General features: G+C 40.1%; 21 protein-coding genes. 12 read left to right on the plus strand and 9 right to left on the minus strand.

All coding sequences use genetic code 11. The features are described 5' to 3' along the window. Positions 1-87 precede the first annotated feature (87 nt). Genes H5157_RS05995 through H5157_RS06005 form a run of 3 tightly spaced genes read left to right on the plus strand, consistent with a single transcriptional unit; the run spans position 88 to position 3,121 of the window. Positions 88-777, plus strand: coding sequence for a response regulator (locus H5157_RS05995; RefSeq protein WP_002957776.1), 690 nt, complete (start codon positions 88-90; stop codon positions 775-777). Next, on the plus strand, positions 755-2,170 hold the full coding sequence (locus H5157_RS06000) for an ATP-binding protein (protein WP_182724361.1): 1,416 nt from the start codon (positions 755-757) through the stop codon (positions 2,168-2,170). The genes H5157_RS05995 and H5157_RS06000 overlap by 23 nt, the downstream gene beginning before the upstream one ends. Positions 2,171-2,173: 3 nt before the next feature. Then, complete coding sequence (locus tag H5157_RS06005; RefSeq protein ID WP_182724362.1) at positions 2,174-3,121, plus strand: alpha/beta fold hydrolase; 948 nt, start codon at positions 2,174-2,176, stop codon at positions 3,119-3,121. Here the strand turns inward: H5157_RS06005 and H5157_RS06010 are convergent. Further along, a complete protein-coding gene (locus H5157_RS06010) occupies positions 3,084-3,947 on the minus strand; it encodes a cation diffusion facilitator family transporter (protein ID WP_076914922.1) in 864 nt (287 codons plus the stop codon). The two genes, H5157_RS06005 and H5157_RS06010, sit on opposite strands and share 38 nt — an antisense overlap. Positions 3,948-4,107: 160 nt before the next feature. Here H5157_RS06010 and trmL point away from each other — a divergent pair, with 160 nt between their 5' ends. Then, positions 4,108-4,572: a tRNA (uridine(34)/cytosine(34)/5-carboxymethylaminomethyluridine(34)-2'-O)-methyltransferase TrmL gene (trmL, locus tag H5157_RS06015; protein WP_002957780.1), complete on the plus strand. Its 465-nt coding sequence runs from the start codon at positions 4,108-4,110 to the stop codon at positions 4,570-4,572. 68 nt (positions 4,573-4,640) lie between these two features. Here the strand turns inward: trmL and gpsA are convergent, their stop codons facing one another. From gpsA to H5157_RS06035, 4 genes are read right to left on the minus strand one after another with little or no spacing between them, the layout of a single operon-like run. After that, positions 4,641-5,648, minus strand: coding sequence for an NAD(P)H-dependent glycerol-3-phosphate dehydrogenase (gpsA, locus tag H5157_RS06020; RefSeq protein ID WP_024597561.1), 1,008 nt, complete (start codon positions 5,646-5,648; stop codon positions 4,641-4,643). Positions 5,649-5,651: 3 nt separating this feature from the next. Beyond that, a complete protein-coding gene (secB, locus tag H5157_RS06025; protein WP_002957782.1) occupies positions 5,652-6,137 on the minus strand; it encodes a protein-export chaperone SecB in 486 nt (161 codons plus the stop codon). A 34-nt stretch (positions 6,138-6,171) separates the two neighbouring features. Continuing rightward, positions 6,172-6,429 carry a glutaredoxin 3 gene (gene grxC / locus H5157_RS06030; protein WP_182724363.1) on the minus strand — a complete coding sequence of 86 codons (258 nt, stop codon included), beginning with the start codon at positions 6,427-6,429 and terminating at the stop codon, positions 6,172-6,174. 31 nt (positions 6,430-6,460) lie between these two features. Beyond that, positions 6,461-6,892: a rhodanese-like domain-containing protein gene (locus H5157_RS06035; protein WP_002957784.1), complete on the minus strand. Its 432-nt coding sequence runs from the start codon at positions 6,890-6,892 to the stop codon at positions 6,461-6,463. Between the two features lie 603 nt (positions 6,893-7,495). Between H5157_RS06035 and gpmM the strand changes: the two genes are divergently transcribed. From gpmM to H5157_RS06055, 4 genes are read left to right on the plus strand one after another with little or no spacing between them, the layout of a single operon-like run. Further along, the gene (gene gpmM, locus H5157_RS06040) at positions 7,496-9,040 is read left to right on the plus strand and encodes a 2,3-bisphosphoglycerate-independent phosphoglycerate mutase (RefSeq protein ID WP_002957786.1); all 1,545 of its coding nucleotides are present in this window, start codon (positions 7,496-7,498) and stop codon (positions 9,038-9,040) included. A gap of 3 nt (positions 9,041-9,043) precedes the next feature. Next, entirely contained in the window at positions 9,044-10,183 is a 1,140-nt protein-coding gene (locus H5157_RS06045; protein WP_182724364.1) for a murein hydrolase activator EnvC, read from the plus strand. A gap of 34 nt (positions 10,184-10,217) precedes the next feature. Next, positions 10,218-11,483 (plus strand): S41 family peptidase, encoded by a 1,266-nt coding sequence (locus tag H5157_RS06050; protein ID WP_024597558.1) that lies wholly within the window; start codon positions 10,218-10,220, stop codon positions 11,481-11,483. A 50-nt stretch (positions 11,484-11,533) separates the two neighbouring features. Continuing rightward, positions 11,534-12,295: a divergent polysaccharide deacetylase family protein gene (locus tag H5157_RS06055; RefSeq protein ID WP_024597557.1), complete on the plus strand. Its 762-nt coding sequence runs from the start codon at positions 11,534-11,536 to the stop codon at positions 12,293-12,295. Between the two features lie 344 nt (positions 12,296-12,639). Here the strand turns inward: H5157_RS06055 and rpoH are convergent, their stop codons facing one another. From rpoH to ftsY, 4 genes are all read right to left on the minus strand, one after another. After that, positions 12,640-13,503, minus strand: coding sequence for an RNA polymerase sigma factor RpoH (gene rpoH, locus H5157_RS06060; RefSeq protein WP_002957791.1), 864 nt, complete (start codon positions 13,501-13,503; stop codon positions 12,640-12,642). A 314-nt stretch (positions 13,504-13,817) separates the two neighbouring features. Then, entirely contained in the window at positions 13,818-14,804 is a 987-nt protein-coding gene (gene ftsX / locus H5157_RS06065; protein WP_002957792.1) for a permease-like cell division protein FtsX, read from the minus strand. Continuing rightward, positions 14,801-15,478 (minus strand): cell division ATP-binding protein FtsE, encoded by a 678-nt coding sequence (gene ftsE / locus H5157_RS06070; RefSeq protein ID WP_002957793.1) that lies wholly within the window; start codon positions 15,476-15,478, stop codon positions 14,801-14,803. The genes ftsX and ftsE overlap by 4 nt, the downstream gene beginning before the upstream one ends. Positions 15,479-15,565: 87 nt before the next feature. After that, positions 15,566-17,473: a signal recognition particle-docking protein FtsY gene (ftsY, locus tag H5157_RS06075; RefSeq protein ID WP_182724365.1), complete on the minus strand. Its 1,908-nt coding sequence runs from the start codon at positions 17,471-17,473 to the stop codon at positions 15,566-15,568. Positions 17,474-17,680: 207 nt separating this feature from the next. On the opposite strand from ftsY, the gene rsmD reads away from it, so the two are divergent. From rsmD to dnaG, 4 genes are all read left to right on the plus strand, one after another. After that, positions 17,681-18,286 (plus strand): 16S rRNA (guanine(966)-N(2))-methyltransferase RsmD, encoded by a 606-nt coding sequence (gene rsmD, locus H5157_RS06080; protein ID WP_182724366.1) that lies wholly within the window; start codon positions 17,681-17,683, stop codon positions 18,284-18,286. A 145-nt stretch (positions 18,287-18,431) separates the two neighbouring features. Next, positions 18,432-18,647, plus strand: coding sequence for a 30S ribosomal protein S21 (rpsU, locus tag H5157_RS06085; RefSeq protein WP_002957797.1), 216 nt, complete (start codon positions 18,432-18,434; stop codon positions 18,645-18,647). Positions 18,648-18,666: 19 nt separating this feature from the next. After that, on the plus strand, positions 18,667-19,113 hold the full coding sequence (locus H5157_RS06090) for a GatB/YqeY domain-containing protein (RefSeq protein ID WP_007376027.1): 447 nt from the start codon (positions 18,667-18,669) through the stop codon (positions 19,111-19,113). A gap of 244 nt (positions 19,114-19,357) precedes the next feature. Beyond that, entirely contained in the window at positions 19,358-21,109 is a 1,752-nt protein-coding gene (gene dnaG / locus H5157_RS06095; RefSeq protein ID WP_165744708.1) for a DNA primase, read from the plus strand. Positions 21,110-21,490 lie beyond the last annotated feature (381 nt).

Genomic DNA, 21,490 nt, shown 5'->3' on the forward strand with positions numbered 1-21,490 from the left:
CAAAGCAGTGTAAAGGTTGTGTAAAGATTCACCTTTGCACTATTTAGCGGGTAAAATAACGCTATAAACAACTCTAAGGGTTTGTAAATGAAACTATTAATGATTGATGACGACACTGGCCTTTGTGAGCTATTAAGTGAATATTTAACTGCCCAAGGCTTTGAAATACAAAGCGTACACGACGGTGAACAAGGCCTTAAACTAGCACAAGCAAATGACTACGCCCTGATATTGCTAGATGTAATGTTACCAACGCTTGATGGTTTTGAAGTACTTAAACAACTTAGGCAAACAAAACTCACACCGGTAATAATGCTTACAGCAAAAGGTGAAGACTTTGACCGTATTTTTGGTCTAGAGCTAGGCGCTGACGATTACATTCCAAAGCCTTTTAATCATCGTGAATTACTTGCCCGCGTAAAAGCGATAACTCGCCGTATAGAGCACATTAATAGCTTAAATGTAGCTACAACGAGTAAGTTACTCGTTAATGGCATTACTGTTAACCTTGCAGCTCGAGAGGCCTCAATAGACGGCTCTACACTAACGCTTACTGGTACAGAGTACGAAATACTCACGCTATTGTGTAAAAATGCAGGTGAAGTGGTTAGTAAAGAGCAAATTAGTGAAGAAGTACTAGGTAGGCGCTTAGCTTCTTTTGATCGCTCTATCGATATGCATGTAAGTAATATCCGCAAAAAAATAGCAGAGCATATTCCAGGTGAGCGAATTAAAACAATGCGAGGTACAGGTTATGTCTTTATCCAAGGCGAATAAAAGTACTTACTTTGCTTGGTTAAAGCACCCTAGGCACTACCTGTTTTTTAAAATATTTATTTGGTTTTGGTTAACTATAATCGGCACCGTAGCAGCGCTTGTATTTTTAAGTAATATTACCGCTATTAATGCGGTATCTAACGAGCCACTTTATGGGCCGATGAAAAAAAACCTGATATATACCGCTAAAAGCATTGAGCGATCTGCTGTTAAACATAAGCGCACCCTAAGCGAAGTATTAGTTCACCCTCGCCTATCAAAGCGTAAACTTTTATATTTAAGCGCAGCACAATCCGATGACTCACTTAGTAATAAAGAAGTGCCAGAGAGCATCGACTTAAGTTTATTAAACTTTACTCAAAACATGTCACCGCAAATTATTTTCACTGAAAAATACCAAGCCTTCGGCCCTGTTAATATAAAAGTGCCTGAAGGGAGTTTTTATCTTTATGAAATAGATATTAACCATCAACCGCCGCTAATAATGCGCTTTAAGCTAATGCCTAATTGGATGAAAATAGTCATCGCAATTGTTGCATCTCTCATTTTAAGTTTTGTATTTAGCCGTAACTTAATAGCCCCTATAAATAGCCTTAAAAAAGCAGCTATTAAATTATCTGCGGGTAACTTAAGTGCAAGGGCCGATATTTCTGTAAACCGTAAAGATGAACTCGGAATACTTGGGCGAGATTTTAACAGCATGGCTAATCAGTTAGAGCTTTTAATTAGCTCACAAAAACGCTTATTAGCCGACATATCACATGAGTTACGCTCACCCCTTACACGTTTAAAAATGGCTACCGGACTTGCACAAATGCAAGCTAACGACGCTAGCCAATCGTATTTATTACGCATAGAAAAAGAGGCTAACCAGCTCGATAAAATGATTGCTGACGTACTGCAAGTTTCTCGCTTAGAAGCAAAAAGCCAAGCGCTTTCACTGCAAAAACAATCATTACAAATAATTGTAGATCACGTTATTAACGATGCGCAGTTTGAAGCAAAACAAAATAATAAGCAGCTAAATATAGTGGGCGCTGTAGACGTAAATATTAATTGCGACGAAGGCCTTATTGCCAGTGCGCTTGAAAACCTACTTCGCAACGCCATTAAATACGCAAATAATACAATTAGCATTGCCCTAAAGCATACAGATGCCATTTATATAGAAATATGTGATGATGGCTCTGGTGTGCCAAATGAGCAACTGAGCAAGCTTTGCGAGCCCTTTTTTAGGCAATCAGATGCGCGAGATCGCGTAAGTGGTGGCACGGGTTTAGGGCTGGCGATTGCTAAAAATGCTATTACTGCGCATGGTGGCAGTTTAGTATTATCAAATAAAGAACTAGGTGGCTTGTGTGCTAATATAACCTTGCCATTAATAAAAGAGTAAAGCATGTTTTATAGTTCAGAAGCCCAGCTTGAGAGCAATCAAGAGGCCATTAATGTTTTTTATACTGAAAATTTAATTAAAAGCTACTTAGATACGCCATCAGGAAAGCTATTTTACGCATACGCAATCCCTAAAAACGCGACAACCGCAATAGTAGTAAGTACAGGGCGTATTGAAGGCCTAGAAAAATATAAAGAACTGCTATGGGAGCTGTATAGTAATAATTTTGCTGTGTTTATTATGGATCATCAAGGTCAGGGCCGCTCTTACAGGCTCCTTAAAAATAAACATAAAGGCTTTGTAAAACATTATAATAACTACAGCAGTGACCTAAATAACTTTGATCAGCAAATAGTTTCAAAGCATTGGCAAGGTAAAAAAGTCATGCTAGCTCATTCAATGGGTGGCGCCATTGCTATTGATTATTTAGCAAAATTTGAAAATAGCTATAAAGGCGTGTTTTTGTCTGCTCCTATGTTTGATATTTTTACAAAAGACGTACCAAAAATACCAACGAAGTTTATTGTTAAATTAGCCACTTTACTTGGTTTACACTCTTGCTATGCATTTGGACAAGGCAACTACAACCCGATCCCATTTACCGAAAACGTACTTACTAGCAGCGAGAAGCGTTACACCTACTTTAGGCAAACCTATAAATTAGAACCTAACATACAATTAGGTGGCGTTACGTTTGGCTGGCTAGCAGCTACAATATCGTTTTTAAAGTCTGTTGATAACCTAAACGTATCAATCCCTTTGTTTATAGCAAGTGCAGCTAGCGATACAGTGGTAAACAACGAAGCACAGTACAGTATTGCAAAAAGGCATGCTCATGCAACGATTGAGAGTTTTGAAGGCGCTAAACACGAGCTACTTTTTGAACGTGACGAAATTCGAAAGCCGCTATTAACTAACTTTTATCAATTTTGTGAGTCGGTGACGGCTTAACAAGTACTGACAAAGGGTCGAGGTGGATCAGTATATCTACCTCAGACTCAAAACGTTCTTTGAGCATTGCCTCTACTTCATCAGCCACATTGTGCGCGCGAATCAAGCTTAAATGATCATCAAGCTCTAAGTGCATTTGAATAAACTTAACTTTTCCGCCTTGGCGAGTACGAATATCATGCACGCCATGCACATCAGCATGGGCTCTGGCTATGTCAAATATGCTTTGTTTTTCATCATCAGGTAGCTCTTTATCCATTAAATGATCGGCACTATCGCGAGCTATATCCCAGCTGTTATAAAGTAAGTAACCCGCTACACCTATTGCAAAAATAGGATCTGCATACAACACGCCATAATAAGCTAACAAAATAGCTAACAGCACAGCAGCGTTTAATATTAAATCGCCTTTGTAATGTACTGAGTCGGCTTTTATAGCAATTGAATCGGTATACTTAACCACTTTGTTTTGTACAAATACAATGACGAGCGTACACGCAATAGCAAAAATACTTACCCACACACCTAATAAAGAATGGCTTAACTGTATAGGGTTAAATAATCGCTCAATACCATGAAAAGCAAGTAGGCAACCTGAGCCTGCAATAAATGCGGCTTGGCCAAGTCCTGCAAGTGCTTCAGCTTTTCCGTGTCCAAATCTATGGTCATCATCTGCTGGGCGCAGTGCGTAACCCAACACTAAAAAGCTCATAGCGGTGGCAGTAATATCCATTAACGAATCAGTTAACGAGCCAAGCATTGAAGCCGAGCCAGAAGCCAGCCAGGCCCATGTTTTTGCGCCGATCATTAAGCTAACCATGACCATGGTAACAATGCTGGAAGTTTTAACCCAAAATTCGTAGCTACGGTTATGCACGCGTGTATCCATTAATCACTGTATTGAATGTGTTGAGTATATCATTTTTTTAAAAGGTTTCGTGTATACTGCCCTTCGTCAAACTACAGATTATTTTATAAGGCTCATTATGCTGGATATTGTTTTATACCAACCTGAAATACCGCCTAACACAGGTAATATTATTCGCCTATGTGCCAATACTGGCTATGCATTACATTTAATTGAGCCATTAGGTTTTGAATGGGACGATAAACGCGTGAAACGTGCGGGCCTTGATTACCATGAATTTAGCCATGTTCAACGCCATGCCTCATTTGAGGACTACCTTGAGAAATGCAAACCTAAAAAAGTGTATGCCTGTACAACTAAAGGCAGTCAATTTCATCATGAAGCAAGTTACGAAGCTGGCGACTGTTTAGTGTTTGGTCCTGAAACACGCGGCCTGCCTGATGAAATGATTCAAGCATTACCAAACGATCAGCGTGTACGTATTCCTATGCAAGCAAATAGTCGTAGTATGAACCTGTCAAATGCAGTCGCCGTGTTTGTTTACGAGTCGTGGCGTCAGTTGGGCTTCCCTAACGCCCAGTAAATATAATCCGTTAGGCAATAAAAAACCGACATAATGTCGGTTTTTTAGTTAAGGCCTAGCTCAAGCGCTTATTCAGCGCGTTGTTCTCGTCCTAAAAGAGCCATAGCGGCTTCTTTCATGTCTTTATTTTCATAAAGTACTTTATAAATTTGCTCTGTGATTGGCATTTCTACGCCAGCACGCTGCGCTAGTAAATACACTTCTTTAGTGTTTCTAAAGCCTTCAACTACTTGGCCAATAGACTCAATAGCAGCATCAACACTCTCGCCTTTACCTAACGCCAAACCAAATCGACGATTACGTGATTGGTTATCTGTACAGGTTAGTATTAAATCACCAAGGCCTGCCATTCCCATAAAGGTTTCTGGCTTAGCACCCAAAGCACAGCCTAAACGAGTGAGCTCTGCAAGGCCTCGGGTAATGAGCGCGGTACGCGCATTAGCACCAAAACCTACACCGTCCGAAATACCGGCACCAATTGCAATTACATTTTTAACCGCACCACCGAGCTGTATACCAATAAAGTCATCATTGTTATACACACGGAATGAGCGACCACAATGAAGTAAATCGGCCAGTTGCTGCGCAAATTCAGGTGACGTAGAAGACACTGAAATAGCTGTAGGTGACCCCATCGCCATTTCTTTTGCAAACGTAGGCCCCGAAAGTACCGCAAGTGGTATGTCATCACCCAATTCTTGCAAAGCAACTTCTTGTAACAAACGTCCAGTATTAGGCTCAAGCCCTTTAGTTGCCCACGCTACTTTAGCACCCTCTTGCAATGCAGGTTTTATCTGCGCAAGCGTGTCGCCAAAAGCATGGCTTGGCACAACAACAAGTACAATAGCACTGCTAGCAACGGCATGTTGTAGGTTAGCTTCAAGAGTAAGAGTATCTGGGAAAGGAGCATCAGGTAAGTAACGTTGATTTTTCCGCTCAGCTGCAAGCGTGGCAACGTCGTCGCTATTTCTTCCCCAAAGTGTCACCTGGTGACCATTTCGGGCTAAACAAATAGCAAGGGCGGTGCCGTAAGACCCCGCCCCTAATACAGTAACAGCTGTAGTTGCTGTACTCATAAGTTATGCGTCTGCTGAAGCCTGGTCAGCTTGCGCAGTACGTTGTTGCATGTATTGTGCAAATAACGCATCAAAATTAACTGGCGCAAGGTTAAGCTGTGGGAAAGTACCACGGTTAACAAGATTTGAAACAGCTTCACGTGCATATGGGAATAACACGTTAGGACAAAATGCACCTAGCATGTGCGCAAGTTGCACTTCTTCAACTTCAGCAATAGTAAAAATACCTGCTTGTTGAATTTCACATAAGAACGCAGTTTCTTCACCAATAGATGCAGTTACAGTTAGCGCTAAAACAACTTCAAATACACCTTCGTCCAACTTGTTTGAGCGTGTATCTAGGTCTAGCTTAACTTCTGGTGTCCATTCTTTTTGAAAGATGGCCGGAGAGTTTGGCGTTTCAAACGATACATCTTTAGTGTAAATGCGTTGAATAGTAAATTGTGCGCCAGCTTCAGCAGCTGCTACGTTTTGATTTTCTTCGTTCATTGTTATTCCTAACTTGTTCGTTATTATAATTAAATTAAGCGTTTAGCTTAGCGTCAAGTTTACCTTGCGCTTCAATAGCCATCATGTCGTCGCAGCCACCGATATATTCATCATTAATAAAAATTTGCGGTACTGTGCTTGCACCACCTGCTTTGGCAATCATTTCATCGCGTAGCTCAGGCTGCACACCAATATCATAATTTGTGTATTCAACGCCTTTGCTGTTTAAAAGCGAAAGAGCACGCTGACAAAATGGACAATACGCCTTGGTGTATAAAACAACATTACTCATAATAAATCCTCTATCGGCCTAGCTAAACTGATTAGCGACCTGTTGTAGTTGGTAAGCTGGCAGATTGCCACGCACCCATGCCACCTGCTAATAAGTAAACTCGTTCAAAACCAGCTTTACTCATAGCGGCTGCAGTACCTTGGGCAGTCATACCTGTAGTACATACAACTATAATGGGTTTAGTCTTGTACTTTTCAAGGCTTGAAAAGTCAGATTTTTTCGCATTCTCTGGGCTTAAGTGCTCAGCACCAGAAATACGCCCTGCATTAAACTCTTTTTGCGCACGTATATCGATTACTTGACCGTCATCACGGTTAATAAGTAACGTAAGCTGCTGGGGATTTATTTGACGAACAGCTGAAAGCTTACTTTTTATCCAGCCACTAACAATAAGGAAAACAATACCAACCCAAGCAAGGCTTAAAATGGGATGATTTGTAATAAATTCAATATATTGATCCATTCTACTTCCACTATGAAATTATGTTTTAAACCTAGGGCGTGTTGGCCTTTGTGGATTGAAATTTGTTCAATCTAGGGGCGATTAGATCGCGGCGCGAGATTTGTAACCTAGTGGGCTAAGTAAAAACCGAGCAACAAAGAGGTAATAGTCCCTAGAAAGAACCCAGCGGGCAGCGTATGTTTGGTATTTATGCTACGTTATCGCCTATTTATGGGGAGTAACCACACTTCATAGGCTCTGCCTTGCCTAAAAACCAAACATACTGCTGCAAATTCAACCACCAAAGTGCAACACGCCCTAATATTTTAAGGATTTTGTACTTTAGCCACGCAAGTATACCCAAACCAACCTAAAATGCGAGTTTAGGAGCACTTAGAGACGTTTAAAAAACGATAAAGCCCCCCATATATAGTTAACAGAACTCTGGATAATAAATCTATCTCAAGCAGAGTTCATGTTAGTCAATAAGGTATAAGTAAAAATATTTAATATCTTGTTTTCAATGCTGATCCTAGCTTAAAAACACGGTATGCTAAAACCACGCTAATAAACCTTTTTAGGTGCACAGTATCCATCAACAGATACTAATTTTCAGGAGCTATTATGACAGAGCATAAAAAACCACTGGTATTAATGATTTTAGACGGTTGGGGACACCGCGAAGATACGCAAAGTAATGCTATTCTTGCAGCTAACACACCTGTATTAGACAACTTATGGGCCACCCGCCCACACACATTAATATCTGCTTCGGGTTTAGATGTTGGTCTTCCTGATGGTCAAATGGGCAACTCAGAAGTTGGCCATGTAAACTTAGGTGCAGGGCGCATTGTGTATCAAGATTTTACCCGTATCACCAAAGCAATTAACGATGGCGAGTTTGATTCAACCCCAGCCTTAGTTGAAAACATAGACAAAGCAGTAAGTGCTGGTAAAGCGGTTCACATAATGGGTCTTTTAAGCCCAGGTGGTGTGCATAGCCATGAAGATCATATAGTTGCAAGTATCGAACTAGCGGCAAAACGTGGTGCTAAAGAAGTCTATTTCCATGCATTTTTAGATGGCCGTGACACACCTCCACGTAGCGCAAAAGCATCAATCGAACGAATTGAAGCGTTATTTAGTAAACTTAAGTGCGGACGTTTAGCATCACTTATTGGCCGTTACTACGCAATGGACAGAGACAACCGTTGGAACCGTGTAGAAAAAGCTTACAACGTAATGACGCTCGCCGAAGGCGACTTTAATTTTGATAATGGTGTTGAAGCACTTAATGCAGCGTACGAGCGCGACGAAAACGACGAGTTTGTAGCAGCTACGACTATTACGCCAACAGGTGCCACTCCGGCTTCAATAAACGATGGTGACACCGTTATTTTTGCTAACTTTAGAGCAGATAGAGCCCGCGAAATTACCCGCGCTTTTGTTGAGCCTGAATTTGATGGTTTTACTAAAAAAAGAACGCCAGAGCTTAGCGCATTTGTAATGATGACAGAGTATGCAGCCGATATAGACGCACCTGTTGCATTTGGACCTACACCACTAATAAACGTACTCGGTGAATGGTTTGAAAAAAATAATAAAACACAGCTTCGTATTTCAGAAACCGAAAAATACGCACACGTTACATTTTTCTTTAGTGGCGGACGTGAAAGCGAATTTAAAGGTGAAACACGCGAGCTAATTCCTTCGCCGCAAGTAGCAACCTACGACCTACAACCTGAAATGAACTCAGAAATGCTAACCGACAAACTGGTAGAAGCAATTAAAAGCGGTAAATACGATGCTATTATTTGTAACTACCCTAATGGCGATATGGTTGGTCACTCAGGTGTATTTGAAGCCGCTGTTAAAGCTTGTGAAGCTGTAGATAGCTGTATCGGACGTGTTGTTGATGCGCTAGAAGAGTTTGGTGGTGAAGCACTAATTACAGCCGATCATGGTAATGCTGAGCAAATGGCTGATCTCAAAACAGGCCAAGCACATACTGCCCACACTAGCGAACCGGTGCATTTTATTTATGTTGGTCGCGATGCAGAGCCAATGCAAGGTAAAGCCTTGAGTGATGTAGCCCCAACAATGCTTCACTTAATGGGTATGGAGCAACCAAAAGAAATGACTGGTACGCCTATCATGATGTTGAAATAACACATGAACAAACGTATTAACCGGTTAATTAAGTGCGGTTTGATACTAACTTCATTAGTGGCTGCATCTGCAGTTGCTAATGAAGATCGTACTAAAAAAGACTTATCAGAGGTTCAAAATGCACTTGAGCAAAGCCAAGCTGAATATAACGCCCAAAGAAAAAAAATAGCGTCGCTACAAAAAAATCTAAAAAGCCATGAACTCGATATAGCTAAAAATGCTAAAGCACTTAACATGGCAGAGCAATCCGTAAAAGAGACTAAAACACAGCAAAAAGAGTTACAAAGTAAAGCCGATGAGCTTGATAAAAAACACACTCAGTTTCAGAAAATTTTAGCCGCGCAACTCAAAAGTGCCTATATGGCCGGTGGCGACGACTACTCTAAAATGCTGTTGAATCAAGAAGACACAGCCAAGTTTGAGCGCACACTTAGCTATTACAATTACTTAAATAAAGCCCGTATTGAACAAATCGAAGATCTAAAAGATCTTCAACAGCAAATAGTACAAAACCAAGAAGAGCTCGTTAAAACGCAAGAAAAACTAGAGCTTTTATATGATGAACAAAAAAGGCGCCAAACTGCATTACTTAATGCACAAAGTGAACGCCAAGCTAACCTTAAAAACTTACAAGCTCAGCTCAACAGCACTAAAAGCTCAATAAATTATTTAAAAGAAAACCAACAAACTTTAGTAACAACGATTAAAGAGCTCGAAAAAGAAAAAACACAAAAAATAGAATTACTTGGCCTAAATAAGAGTAAGGGAAAATTAGACTGGCCGAGCAAAGGCAAGTTAGAGCACACATTCGGCCAACGTAAACATGGTGGTATTGATTGGAAAGGCGTATTAATTGGTGCAAAAGAAGGCACTAATATTAATAGCGTGCACAACGGGCAAGTTGTATTTGCCGATTGGCTAAAAGGTTATGGATGGGTAATTGTTGTAGACCATGGTGAAGGTTTTATGAGCCTATATGGCCACGCTCAAACGCTACTAAGAGATGTAGGGGATATGGTACGTGAAGGCGAAACCCTCGCTTTAGTAGGCCAAAGCGGCGGACAGGCAAGTTCTGGTCTATACTTTGAAATACGCCACAAAGGACGCGCAGTAAATCCTGTAAAATGGTGCAAACGTATTTAATTAGATAAATCGCTGCACCGCCTTGGAGCAGCTGATGACAACTAAAAAACACACAATAAATACCGTTAATAAAAAAAGTGCAGACTTTTATATAAGTCTGTACTTACTTGTATTACTAACCCTAATTACCTTTACTAGTAATGCACTAGCAAGCTCAATTAAAGATCTTAAAAGACAACAAATAGACGAAATACTCTTTAACATTCATACCTATTACGTTGAAGATCTCACCTTACAAAATAGCCACCATATTAAATATAACAACCAGCAGTTTGAGCGTTTATATTCAAAACTCGACTCCTATTCTAAGTACTTAAATGAGTATGAATTAGCCTCATTATTTGATAATACAAATGGTCGTTACACAGGTATTGGTATAGAAGTTAAGAACATAGACGAGAATATGACTATTGTTAACGTGGTTAATAATTCGCCCGCAAAAGCAGCAGGTATTTTACCAGGCGATATTATTGTAAGTGTAAACAACAACGCAGCTCAAAACCGTACTATCGACGAAGTAGCAACACTAATAAGAGACAGTGAATTTTCGAATATAGATATAATTGTAAATCGCGATAACAATAAAAACCCACTCACTTTTCATGTCACACGTCGCCAAATAAACCTCGAAAGTGTAACAAGCGAACTTTTAGATTTTGGAACTGGTTACATAGCTATCAATAACTTCTCTAACCACACATTACATGAAGTTGCACTACAAGTTGCCGCCCTGCAAAGCCATTTTGGCTACCCACTTAAAGGCTTAGTAATTGATTTACGTGATAACCCAGGGGGGACATTACAAAGCGCAGTGGCTGTATCAGACCTATTTTTACAAAGTGGCACTATAGTGACGACTAAAGGACGTTTTTACGATGCTAACCAAGCATTTTATGCAAAGCGTGGAGACATTCTAAAAAATGCGCCCATAGTTGTGCTTATAAACGAAAATTCTGCCTCTGCAGCCGAAATACTTGCAGCAGCACTTAAAGATAATAACCGAGCAACCATTGTTGGCAGCCAATCTTTTGGGAAAGGCTCTGTACAATCACTCATTCCACTCGGTGATGGCAATACCGCATTAAAGCTCACCACAGCGAAATACTTCACACCGTTAGGTAAATCGATTGATGGAATAGGAATAACCCCAGATGTGGCGGTTAATCAAACAAACCTTTCACAAAGTAATAAAGCCGTTATAATAAAAAATGAACACACTAACAATAATGCGCAATTACTTACTGGTAATCTAACCGATTTACAGTTGGTTAAAGCCAAACAATTACTCAGCATGCAATAGCTTGTATAAGCTGTATAAATAAAGCTAAAAAGATAATAAAAACTATAAACGTGAAAATAATAAAATGGCTAACATTAGCTATTTGTTTTAGCTCTGCAACAATTAGCGCCAAGCAAATAGCAATAGTGATAGACGATATAGGCTATCATCAACGGGACTTAGAGTTCCTTTCCTTACCTGGGCAATTGTCGTATTCAATTTTGCCCCATACCCCTTATTCGCAAATTTTTGCAACACTTGCCAGTCAATCAAATAAAGAGTTATTGCTTCATGTACCTATGCAAGCACTTAACGGTAAAGAACTAGGGCCTGGTGCGCTTACTTTAAATATGAATAAAGAGCAGCTTCAGCAAACTCTTGGAACAGCTCTCGCTAGTTTACCGCAAGTTAAAGGCGTTAATAACCACATGGGCTCAGCGCTTACGCAAAAAAGCCAAGCTATGAAGTGGACAATGGAAGTACTTAAAAAGCGTCATTTATATTTTTTAGATAGTCGCACAACCGATTTGAGTCAGGCACAAAATGCCGCTAACTTTTTGGGTGTTGCTAATATTAGTCGCCAAGTGTTTTTAGACAACATAACTACACCAGAACAACTGCAGCTAAGGCTTGAAGAGTTAAAACAACTAGCCATTTCCCATAGCTTTGCCATTGCAATTGCTCACCCCTACCCTGAAACCATCGAGTTTTTACGCCATGCCTTACCAGAGCTAACTAAGCAAGGTTTTGAACTCGTACCTGTTTCGCAATTAGTTGAACGTAAGTACATTCAGTTAGCGCATGCTGAGGGAAAGGGAGTGAGTGCTAGGTAATATAAGCTTTAAATAATGCTATATCCGAATAATAAACTAATACCAATTCGCTTAATTAAGTGGTCTATTTTGAGGGCGGAAAAACGTGTTGATAGCTAGGCAAAAAATTCACTATTCAGTTGTTCTAAATGAGACTTTTTTAACGCAGGTAGCGACACGTTTAGCCCCGCAAAATGATTAAGTATTATTGCGGATTGGTATAACCATTCGATAATGCAGAGTATCGGTATTACTTGATTAGATATTTTATCGTTGGGTTTCGCTTCGCTCAAACCAACCTACTCAAAAGCAAAAAGCCCCGCATTTTCATGCAGGGCTTTTTAAATTTTGCTGCTTGAGCAGTATTAGCTCATAGCGCTTTGTAACTTTTTCATCGCTGTTTTTTCAAGCTGACGAACACGCTCAGCAGATACACTGTACTTTTGTGCAAGCTCCTGAAGCGTCGCTTTATCATCAGACAACCAACGCGCGCTAACAATATCTTGTGAACGTTCATCTAGTGTTTTAAGTGCGCTAAATAAACGGGTATGCGCTTGCTCTTTCCACTGCTCTTGTTCAACGTCGTCAGCTAAGTCAGCTGCGCCATCTGTTAAATACTGTACTGGAGAGTATGTACTTGTTGGTGCATCGTCGTTATCGTCACCAGTTAGGTCAAAGCCCATGTCTTGTCCGCTCATGCGCGATTCCATTTCACGTACTTCTTTTTCACTCACACCTAGCTCGCTAGCAACAGTGCTAACCTCAGCTTGGTTGAACCAGCCTAAACGCTTTTTGTTTTTACGAAGATTAAAAAACAATTTACGTTGCGCTTTAGTGGTTGCAACTTTAACTATGCGCCAGTTTTTAAGAACAAACTCGTGAATTTCGGCTTTAATCCAATGCACTGCAAACGACACTAAACGTACACCCACTGTAGGGTCAAAACGTTTAACCGCTTTCATCAGGCCTATATTACCTTCTTGAATAAGGTCAGCTTGTGGTAAGCCGTATCCCGAGTAGCTTTTAGCAATATGTGCTACAAAGCGTAAATGCGACATAATGAGTTGCTTGGCAGCACTAAGATCGCCTTCTTCCTGAAGTCTTTTAGCAAGTTCTTGCTCTTGTTCAACTTTAAGCATAGGAATAGTGCTTACCGCTTGAAGGTAACCGTCCATGCTTGCGCTTTGTTGTCCGACTGTAAGTGCCATTGCGTATAAATCTTTACTCATTTTTCACCTCGGTGATAAACATTTGAAACTATCTTAGCACTCTTTCCCTAAGAGTGCTAACCCCAATTTAAAACTTTTTAAAAGTATAAATCAAGCAGTTTTTAGTATGTGTTTAGTCTACTACAAGCGACTGAATAAGTGATGAATTGAGGGATTGCAGCAGGTTAACCTCGCTGTATCACCTTATTTACAACTCATTACTTTATGGGAGGATAGTACACAAATATGACAGTTTTAGTAACGGGAGGTACAACCCAGTCCGATACGATACGCATATCAAGCTGGGTTGGTTCACTTATAGTTTGCAGGGTTTTTTATACTTTATCGGGTTCTATTTCTTTAATATATCGATTTACAGAAAGGTACGAGCCTACAAATCCTAAGCTTGTTGCAAGTAACACTAAAAAGCCGAGTTCATTAAGCGATAATCCTATTAACGAAAAACTTGTTTGATACACCCCCGCTACACTGCTCACAGCGCTTGAAAGCCACCACATCATCAGTCCTACGCATATAAAGGCAAACAAACCACCTATTACACCATACCAAATACCGGTCCACAAAAATGGGGCATGTATAAAGGTGTTCGTTGCGCCTACTAGCTTCATTACTTGTATTTCTTCTTTTTTATCCATGATCGACAAACGAATGGTGTTACCAATAATAAGTGTCACTGAGGTAAGTAGTAATAATGCGATAGTTATTACACTTTCTTTGAGTAAATCTAGTAATGCATTTAAACGCTCTAACCAGGCTATATCGAGCTTACCAAAATCAACTTCACGTTCACTTTCTAATTTAGTTAGCAGTACTTTAGCTGCATTTGGATGTCTGTGACGTTTTGTTGGAGTAACGAGTACCACATCCGGTAATGGATTTTTATCTAAATACTCCAAAGCTTGCCCAAAGCCAGATACGTCTTTAAATTCTGTTAATGCCTGTTGTTTTGAAATAAACTCAACACTTTCCACTTCTGGGTAAAGTGCTAAACGCTTTACTAATGTTTGCGTTTCTTGCTCGTTCATACTTTCTTTTACAAACAACGATATTTCACTCGCCTCTTCAAAGCCACTACTCACTTGCTGTACGTTTTTAACGACTAAGTAAAGTGTTGCAGGTAACGTTAGGCTCAAACCAAGTACAGCGATAGTCATCATAGACGCAAGCGGCGTGCGCCACATTTCACCTAAGCTATGCACACCTTGGCGAAAAATATTAATAATAAAAAAATAACCGCCAGCTAATACTGATTTTTTTTGCTTGTCGTTACTATTTTGGCGACCTTTAAAAAGTAAACTCATAGTGCCCCCTCAGCAAGCGGGTCTTGAAGCATACGGCCATCTTTTAAGGTTAAGCTACGATACTTCATACGTGCAACCAAACCCAAATCATGCGTTGCGATAAGAACAGTGGTACCGTGTTTATTAAAGTCTTCAAACAACTTGAGTATTTCCATTGAAAGCTCTGGGTCAAGATTACCTGTTGGTTCATCAGCTAGTAAAATTGGTGGGGAGTTTACAATAGCTCTGGCAATACCAACACGTTGTTGTTCGCCTCCAGAGAGCATTGAAGGATGACATTTCACTTTGTCAATTAGGCCTACCTTGTCAAGCGCGCCATGGACCCGTTTAGCTATTTGCTTATGGTGAGTCCCCTCAATAATGAGAGGTAATGCCACGTTATCAAAAATAGTATAGCGCTCTAATAACCTATGATTTTGAAAAATAATACCTATATCACGACGAGCATAAGGAATTTGACGCGAGTTTACTTTGTTTAAATCAACACCGTTGATAAATACACTACCTGCTGAAGGACGTTCCATTAAGCTAATTAACTTAAGCAACGTACTTTTACCCGCACCACTGTGGCCAGTTAAAAAGGCAAGTTCACCCGGTTTAATATGAAAATTAACTTTTTCGAGGGCGCGGTGCCCTCCAGGATAGGTCTTACTTACTTGCTGAAAATTTATCATCTTTTTATTATGCCAACTCCATTAACACATTAATGAAATTAGTATTCCTCGCAATTAAAAAGGGAGCTAGCTCCCTTTTTTGGTAAATTAAACGTCGTCCTCATCTTGGCTAAATAACGCATCAATAAAATCATCGCTTTTAAAAGCGCGTAAATCATCAATACCTTCACCAACACCAATGTAACGAATTGGAATATTAAACTTATCTGCAACCGCAAAAATAACACCACCCTTTGCAGTTCCATCAAGTTTTGAAAGCGTAATACCAGTTAAACCAACACATTGATTAAACAGGTTTACTTGGCTAATTGCATTTTGCCCTGTGCCTGCATCGATAGTTAACATCACTTCGTGCGGCGCATCAGGATCAATCTTTTTCATTACACGAGCTATTTTTTCAAGCTCTTGCATTAAATTATCTTTATTTTGCAAGCGCCCAGCTGTATCAGCAATTAACACATCTATATTACGTGCTTTAGCCGCTTGGAATGCATCAAACACAACTGATGCACTATCTGCACCTGTATGCTGTGCAATAACGGGAATGCTGTTACGTTCACCCCAAACCTGAAGCTGCTCAACAGCTGCCGCTCTAAACGTATCACCAGCAGCCAGCATAACCGACTTACCTTCGTTTTGAAATTGCTTAGCCATTTTACCAATAGTCGTTGTTTTACCAACACCATTTACACCTACCATTAAAATAACAAACGGCTTTTTATCTTCGCTTATGACTAAAGGCTGTTCTGCCGTTTTAAGCATCGCAGCCATTTCTTGTTTCATTAACTCATAAAGCGCATCACCATCTTTTAACTGTTTACGGTTCGCTGCATCAGTTAAACGATCAATCAACTTCATGGTAGTATCAACGCCTAAATCGGCGGTGAGTAATTGAGTTTCAAGATCTTCAAATAATTCGTCGTCTATTTTTTTTCCACTAAAAATAGACGCAAAACCAGAACCTATATTAACGCGAGTCTTTAACAAGCCTTTTTTTAGACGAGAGAAAAACCCTTCTTTTTTTGGCTTTTCGGCTTTTTTAGCTTCTTCAATTGCAAGTTCTGCTGTGATACGTTCTTGCTCTAAGCGTTCATTCTCTGCTTTTTCAGCTGCAAGGCGTTCTTGCTCTAAACGCTCATTCTCTGCTTTTTCAGCCGCAAGGCGTTCTTGCTCTAAGCGTTCATTCTCTGCTTTTTCAGCTGCAAGGCGTTCTTGTTCTAAACGCTCGTTTTCTGCTTTTTCAGCTGCAAGGCGTTCTTGCTCTAAACGCTCATTCTCTGCTTTTTCAGCTGCAAGGCGCTCTTGCTTTAAACGCTCGTTTTCTGCTTTTTCAGCTGCAAGGCGTTCTTGCTCTAAGCGTTCATTCTCTGCTTTTTCAGCCGCAATGCGTTCTTGCTCTAAACGTTCATTCTCTGCTTTTTCAGCTGCAATACGTACTTGCTCTAAAAGCATCTGCGCTTCTTGTTCTGCTAAGCGCTTCGCTCGCTCTTGCCTTTGAGCTTCAGCATCCGCTTGTTCTTTTGCTAATAACTCAGCATTCGCTTGCTCTATTGCAAGCTTTTCGGCTTTGATTGCCTCATCTTGTTTTTCAAGGCGTATTTGCTCTAGTCGCTCAGCCTCTACTTTTTCTGCCGCTAATCGTTCTTGCTCTAAGCGCATCTCTTTTTCTTGATCGGCTAAACGTTGCGCATGTTCTTGTCTTTGCGCCTCGGCATCTGCTTGCTGTTTTGCAAGTAATTCAGCATTGGCCTGCTCAATGGCAATCTTTTCCGCGTTTTCAGCACGCTGGCGTTCTTGTTCTAAACGCTCTGTTTCAGCCTCTGCTTTTAACCGTTCAGCTTCAGCTTGCTCTTGCGCTAGTTTTTCTTGCTCTAGCTTCTGGGCCTCTTCTTGCGCTAATACTTGTTGTTTATCAGCTGCTGCTTTTTGCTCTGCTTCTTTTTTATCTGACTTGCCAAAACCGAGCCACGACATGAATTTACTTTTTTTTGTCATACTTGCTAATAACCACTTATAAAAATCTGATAAACTAAAATTTGAAATAGCTTGGCAATGCCCAGCAATAGTTGCTAATAAATACAACCATTCAAAACGTAAGTGTTTAATAGTAACACTTTTAATGCGGTTGAAAAATGAAGCTACACGTAATCGCCCATAATATTATCTGAGCTAGATACCATATACCATTTTTTAGTGAGCTAAATGAGAAAAAAAACAACGCAAAATAAAGCTGCTAACAAGCCCAGTGATGGCTTTATTAGAGTGATTAGTGGTCAATTTCGAGGCCGTAAACTCCCGGTTAAAAACGTAGAAGGCTTGAGACCTACTACCGATCGAATTAAAGAAACTGTATTTAATTGGCTAATGCAAGATACGCGTGACGCAAATGTACTTGATTGTTTTGCCGGTTCTGGTGGATTGGGATTTGAAGCGCTATCACGATATGCTAAAAGCGCTACATTTATCGAACTCGACTCATTAGCTGCTAAGCAATTAGGACAAAATATTAGCACTTTAAAGCTCGACAACGCATACGTTAAACATACTAATTCGCTCTCCTTTTTAGAGCAAAAAAACACAAACAAAGCCTTTAATCTTGTATTTGTTGACCCACCATTTCGTAAAGATTTAGCGCAAACAACCTGCGATTTATTAGAAAAAAACCAATGGTTAAGCAACGACGCATTAATTTATGTTGAAGTAGAGGCAGAGCTAGCCGCCTTAGAAACACCAACCAACTGGTTGTTAATTAAAGAAAAAAAGGCGGGGCAAGTACTTTGCCAACTGTACCAGCGCCAAGCAAATTAATACTGTTTAACGTAATGCGTTTCTGTTAATATTGTCCTTTACATGTGGTGTTGCTTCGGATTACAATACCGCACCATTTTTGAACCACTTGATCAATGTTTGATCAACTTGAGCAACGCTCATAATTTAGGTAGGTGAATTTTTAATGCCAGTAATTAAAGTAAGAGAGAACGAACCGTTTGACGTAGCACTTCGTCGCTTCAAGCGTTCATGTGAAAAAGCAGGAATCCTTTCAGAAGTTCGTCGTCGCGAGCACTATGAAAAACCAACAGCTGAGCGTAAGCGTAAAAAAGCTGCTGCAGTTAAACGTCACATGAAAAAACTTTCTCGTGATAACGCTCGTCGCGTTAAATTATACTAATATATTAGGTCTTGTATAAATGAGCCTTTTAATAACGCTAAAAGATGCGCAAAAAGATGCGATGAGAGCTAAAGACAAGCAACGTCTTAACCCTATTCGTATGGTACTTGCTGCAATCAAGCAACGTGAAATTGACGAGCAAATAACGCTAGACGACGCAGGTATTACCTCCGTTATAGTGAAGCTTGTTAAACAACGTCGTGACTCTTACACTCAGTACAAAGATGCTGGGCGTGATGATTTAGCTGATATTGAAGCCAATGAAATAGTAGCGCTTGAAACTTTTTTACCTCAACAATTGAGTGAAGAAGAAATAATTGCTCTCATTGACGCGGCTATTGCTGATACTAATGCAGCAGGTATGCAAGACATGGGTAAAGTAATGGGTATAATCAAAAGCAAAGCTGAAGGTCGAGCCGATATGGGTAAGATTTCTGGTTTAATTAAGCAACGATTAACTGCCTAATACTCCCACATACATTAAAGTATGATTGAAGTAAACCGAGCCTAGCGCTCGGTTTCTTTGTTTTTAACTTTAATAAAAAGTACACCGATTAGGTTACTTTAAAATGAAATTTTTTATAGCTTCCCTATTTATTTCGCTGTCATTTTGGTAAGTTAAAGCACACTATATTTTGCATCAAGCAAGTATAAAAAAGTAAATTTCATATTCGTTCTTCTTCTTATTATTTCAGGACTGTATTTTACTAATGGCCGGAAAGATCCCACGTAACTTTATAGACGATTTACTTGCCAGAACCGATATTGTCGACCTGATAGACTCAAAAGTAGGTCTAAAAAAAGCAGGTAAGGATTATCAAGCTTGCTGCCCATTTCATAACGAAAAATCTCCCTCATTTACTGTATCGCAAGACAAACAGTTTTATCACTGCTTTGGGTGTGGCGCTAATGGTAATGCAATTTCGTTTGTAATGGAGTACGAAAAGCTAGAGTTTGTAGATGCTATTGAAGAAATAGCCAGCATGCTTAACTTAGAAGTACCTCGAGAACAAGGCGCAAATTCAGCACCAGAGCGTACGGCTGCGCAAAAGCGCTCCGATTACGACTTAATGCTTCATACTGCTCGCTTTTATCAGCACCAATTAAAACACCATAGTAATTCTGCTGCTGTTATTGAGTATGTTAAAGGCCGTGGTTTAAGCGGTGAAACTGTTAAAAAATTTATGATTGGCTACGCTCCCAGTGAATGGGATGGGCTATGCCTACAGCTTGGTCGTAATAAAGAACAAAAAGAGCAATTGGTTGAGCTAAAGCTAGCTTCAGAAAAAACACCAGGCAGACAATTTGATTTTTTTCGCGATCGCCTAATGTTCCCTATTCGCGATAAACGCGGACGCGTTATTGCATTTGGTGGGCGTGTAATGCAAGCCGACCAAGGGCCAAAATATCTAAACTCGCCAGAAACCCGAATTTTCCATAAAGGCTTTGAGCTTTATGGGCTTTACGAAGCAAAGCAAGCCCATAAAAAACTTGATCATGTAATGATTGTTGAAGGTTATATGGATGTTGTTGCCTTAGCTGAACAAGGGATTGAATATGCAGTTGCATCACTGGGGACAGCAACAACAAGCGAGCACATGCACACTTTATTTAGAACTACTGATAAAGTAATCTGTTGTTACGATGGCGACAGGGCTGGCCGTGACGCTGCTTGGCGGGCACTTGAAAATGCACTCCCTTATTTAAACGATGGTAAAGCACTACAATTTGCATTTTTACCAGATGGCGAAGACCCTGACTCGCTTGTACAAAAAGAAGGTAAGGAGCAATTCGAATTGCGCCTAAGCCAAGCAGATGACTTTACCAAAGTATTGTTTAATAAATTAAGCCAAGAGGTTGATTTAACACTCGATTCAGGAAAAGCTAAACTTCTTAGTGCAGCACTTCCACTAATTGAAAAAATTCCAAGTGAGTTTTATCAAGAAAACATTCTTGAACAATTAGGACGCTTAATTGGCAGAACGCGTGAGCAGTTGAATAGCCGTTTAAAAACGCCTAAACAACAACACTCTATTGAACGTAAATTTAAAATAACACCTATGCGCCAAGCTATCGGTATATTGATCCAGCACCCTAATTTAGCTAAAAGTGTGCCGTATTTACCTGAGCTTGCACAAATGAACATTGCTGGCATAGGGCTGTTATTACGATTACAAGAACAAGCTTTAGAAAAAGAAAATGTGACCACTGCGCAACTGCTCGAGTTTTTTCGAGGAACTGAAGATTACGAGCCATTAATCAAGCTTGCAACGTGGCAACATGAGATAAATGAAGAACGTTTAGAGACGGTTTTTAAAAATACTTTCAAGTTTATTGAAGATCAGTGTTTAAATTATCGACTCGAGACCCTATTAATAAAGGACAAGACACAAGGCCTTAGTAGCGATGAAAGGCTTGAGTGTCATTTGTTAATGACAGCGTTAAAAGCGACTAACAGTTAGGGTCTGTTTATCTTTCGAGGTTAAGTTTACAGCAGTGTGTTTGGTATTTAGACAAGACAGAGCTTATGTAGTGTGGTTATTCCACATAAATAGGCGATAACGCAGCATAAATACCAAACACGCGCTGCCCTTTGGGTTCGACCCAAGGGAGGTTTACTCTTTGTTGCTCGGTTTTTACTTAGCCCACTAGGTTACAAACCTCGCGCCGCGATTAACCCCCCCTTGGATAGAACAAACTTTAATCCTGAAAGACCAACAGACCCTAGTCAAAATTGATTTAAACTGTTATACTGTGCTATTCACTGCGTCACATTATTCTAGTTAGCTTTAATGCAAACTACATGATGGCGCCTGTTGTATCAACTTATCAGAGTGGAAGAA

It is taken from the genome of Pseudoalteromonas sp. SG43-3, from assembly GCF_014164385.1.
Lineage (GTDB): Bacteria > Pseudomonadota > Gammaproteobacteria > Enterobacterales > Alteromonadaceae > Pseudoalteromonas > Pseudoalteromonas distincta.

What these genes read in the sequence shown, in the direction of transcription:
- H5157_RS06010 (WP_076914922.1), bottom strand. Translation starts at nt 3,947, where the DNA reads ATGGTCATGGTTAGCTTAATGATCGGCGCAAAAACATGGGCCTGGCTG.
- trmL (WP_002957780.1), top strand. Translation starts at nt 4,108, where the DNA reads ATGCTGGATATTGTTTTATACCAACCTGAAATACCGCCTAACACAGGT.
- secB (WP_002957782.1), bottom strand. Translation starts at nt 6,137, where the DNA reads ATGAACGAAGAAAATCAAAACGTAGCAGCTGCTGAAGCTGGCGCACAA.
- gpmM (WP_002957786.1), top strand. Translation starts at nt 7,496, where the DNA reads ATGACAGAGCATAAAAAACCACTGGTATTAATGATTTTAGACGGTTGG.
- H5157_RS06045 (WP_182724364.1), top strand. Translation starts at nt 9,044, where the DNA reads ATGAACAAACGTATTAACCGGTTAATTAAGTGCGGTTTGATACTAACT.
- rpsU (WP_002957797.1), top strand. Translation starts at nt 18,432, where the DNA reads ATGCCAGTAATTAAAGTAAGAGAGAACGAACCGTTTGACGTAGCACTT.
- H5157_RS05995 (WP_002957776.1), top strand. Translation starts at nt 88, where the DNA reads ATGAAACTATTAATGATTGATGACGACACTGGCCTTTGTGAGCTATTA.
- H5157_RS06035 (WP_002957784.1), bottom strand. Translation starts at nt 6,892, where the DNA reads ATGGATCAATATATTGAATTTATTACAAATCATCCCATTTTAAGCCTT.
- rpoH (WP_002957791.1), bottom strand. Translation starts at nt 13,503, where the DNA reads ATGAGTAAAGATTTATACGCAATGGCACTTACAGTCGGACAACAAAGC.
- rsmD (WP_182724366.1), top strand. Translation starts at nt 17,681, where the DNA reads ATGAGAAAAAAAACAACGCAAAATAAAGCTGCTAACAAGCCCAGTGAT.
- ftsX (WP_002957792.1), bottom strand. Translation starts at nt 14,804, where the DNA reads ATGAGTTTACTTTTTAAAGGTCGCCAAAATAGTAACGACAAGCAAAAA.
- grxC (WP_182724363.1), bottom strand. Translation starts at nt 6,429, where the DNA reads ATGAGTAATGTTGTTTTATACACCAAGGCGTATTGTCCATTTTGTCAG.
- gpsA (WP_024597561.1), bottom strand. Translation starts at nt 5,648, where the DNA reads ATGAGTACAGCAACTACAGCTGTTACTGTATTAGGGGCGGGGTCTTAC.
- H5157_RS06050 (WP_024597558.1), top strand. Translation starts at nt 10,218, where the DNA reads ATGACAACTAAAAAACACACAATAAATACCGTTAATAAAAAAAGTGCA.
- dnaG (WP_165744708.1), top strand. Translation starts at nt 19,358, where the DNA reads ATGGCCGGAAAGATCCCACGTAACTTTATAGACGATTTACTTGCCAGA.
- H5157_RS06005 (WP_182724362.1), top strand. Translation starts at nt 2,174, where the DNA reads ATGTTTTATAGTTCAGAAGCCCAGCTTGAGAGCAATCAAGAGGCCATT.
- H5157_RS06090 (WP_007376027.1), top strand. Translation starts at nt 18,667, where the DNA reads ATGAGCCTTTTAATAACGCTAAAAGATGCGCAAAAAGATGCGATGAGA.
- ftsY (WP_182724365.1), bottom strand. Translation starts at nt 17,473, where the DNA reads ATGACAAAAAAAAGTAAATTCATGTCGTGGCTCGGTTTTGGCAAGTCA.
- H5157_RS06000 (WP_182724361.1), top strand. Translation starts at nt 755, where the DNA reads ATGTCTTTATCCAAGGCGAATAAAAGTACTTACTTTGCTTGGTTAAAG.
- ftsE (WP_002957793.1), bottom strand. Translation starts at nt 15,478, where the DNA reads ATGATAAATTTTCAGCAAGTAAGTAAGACCTATCCTGGAGGGCACCGC.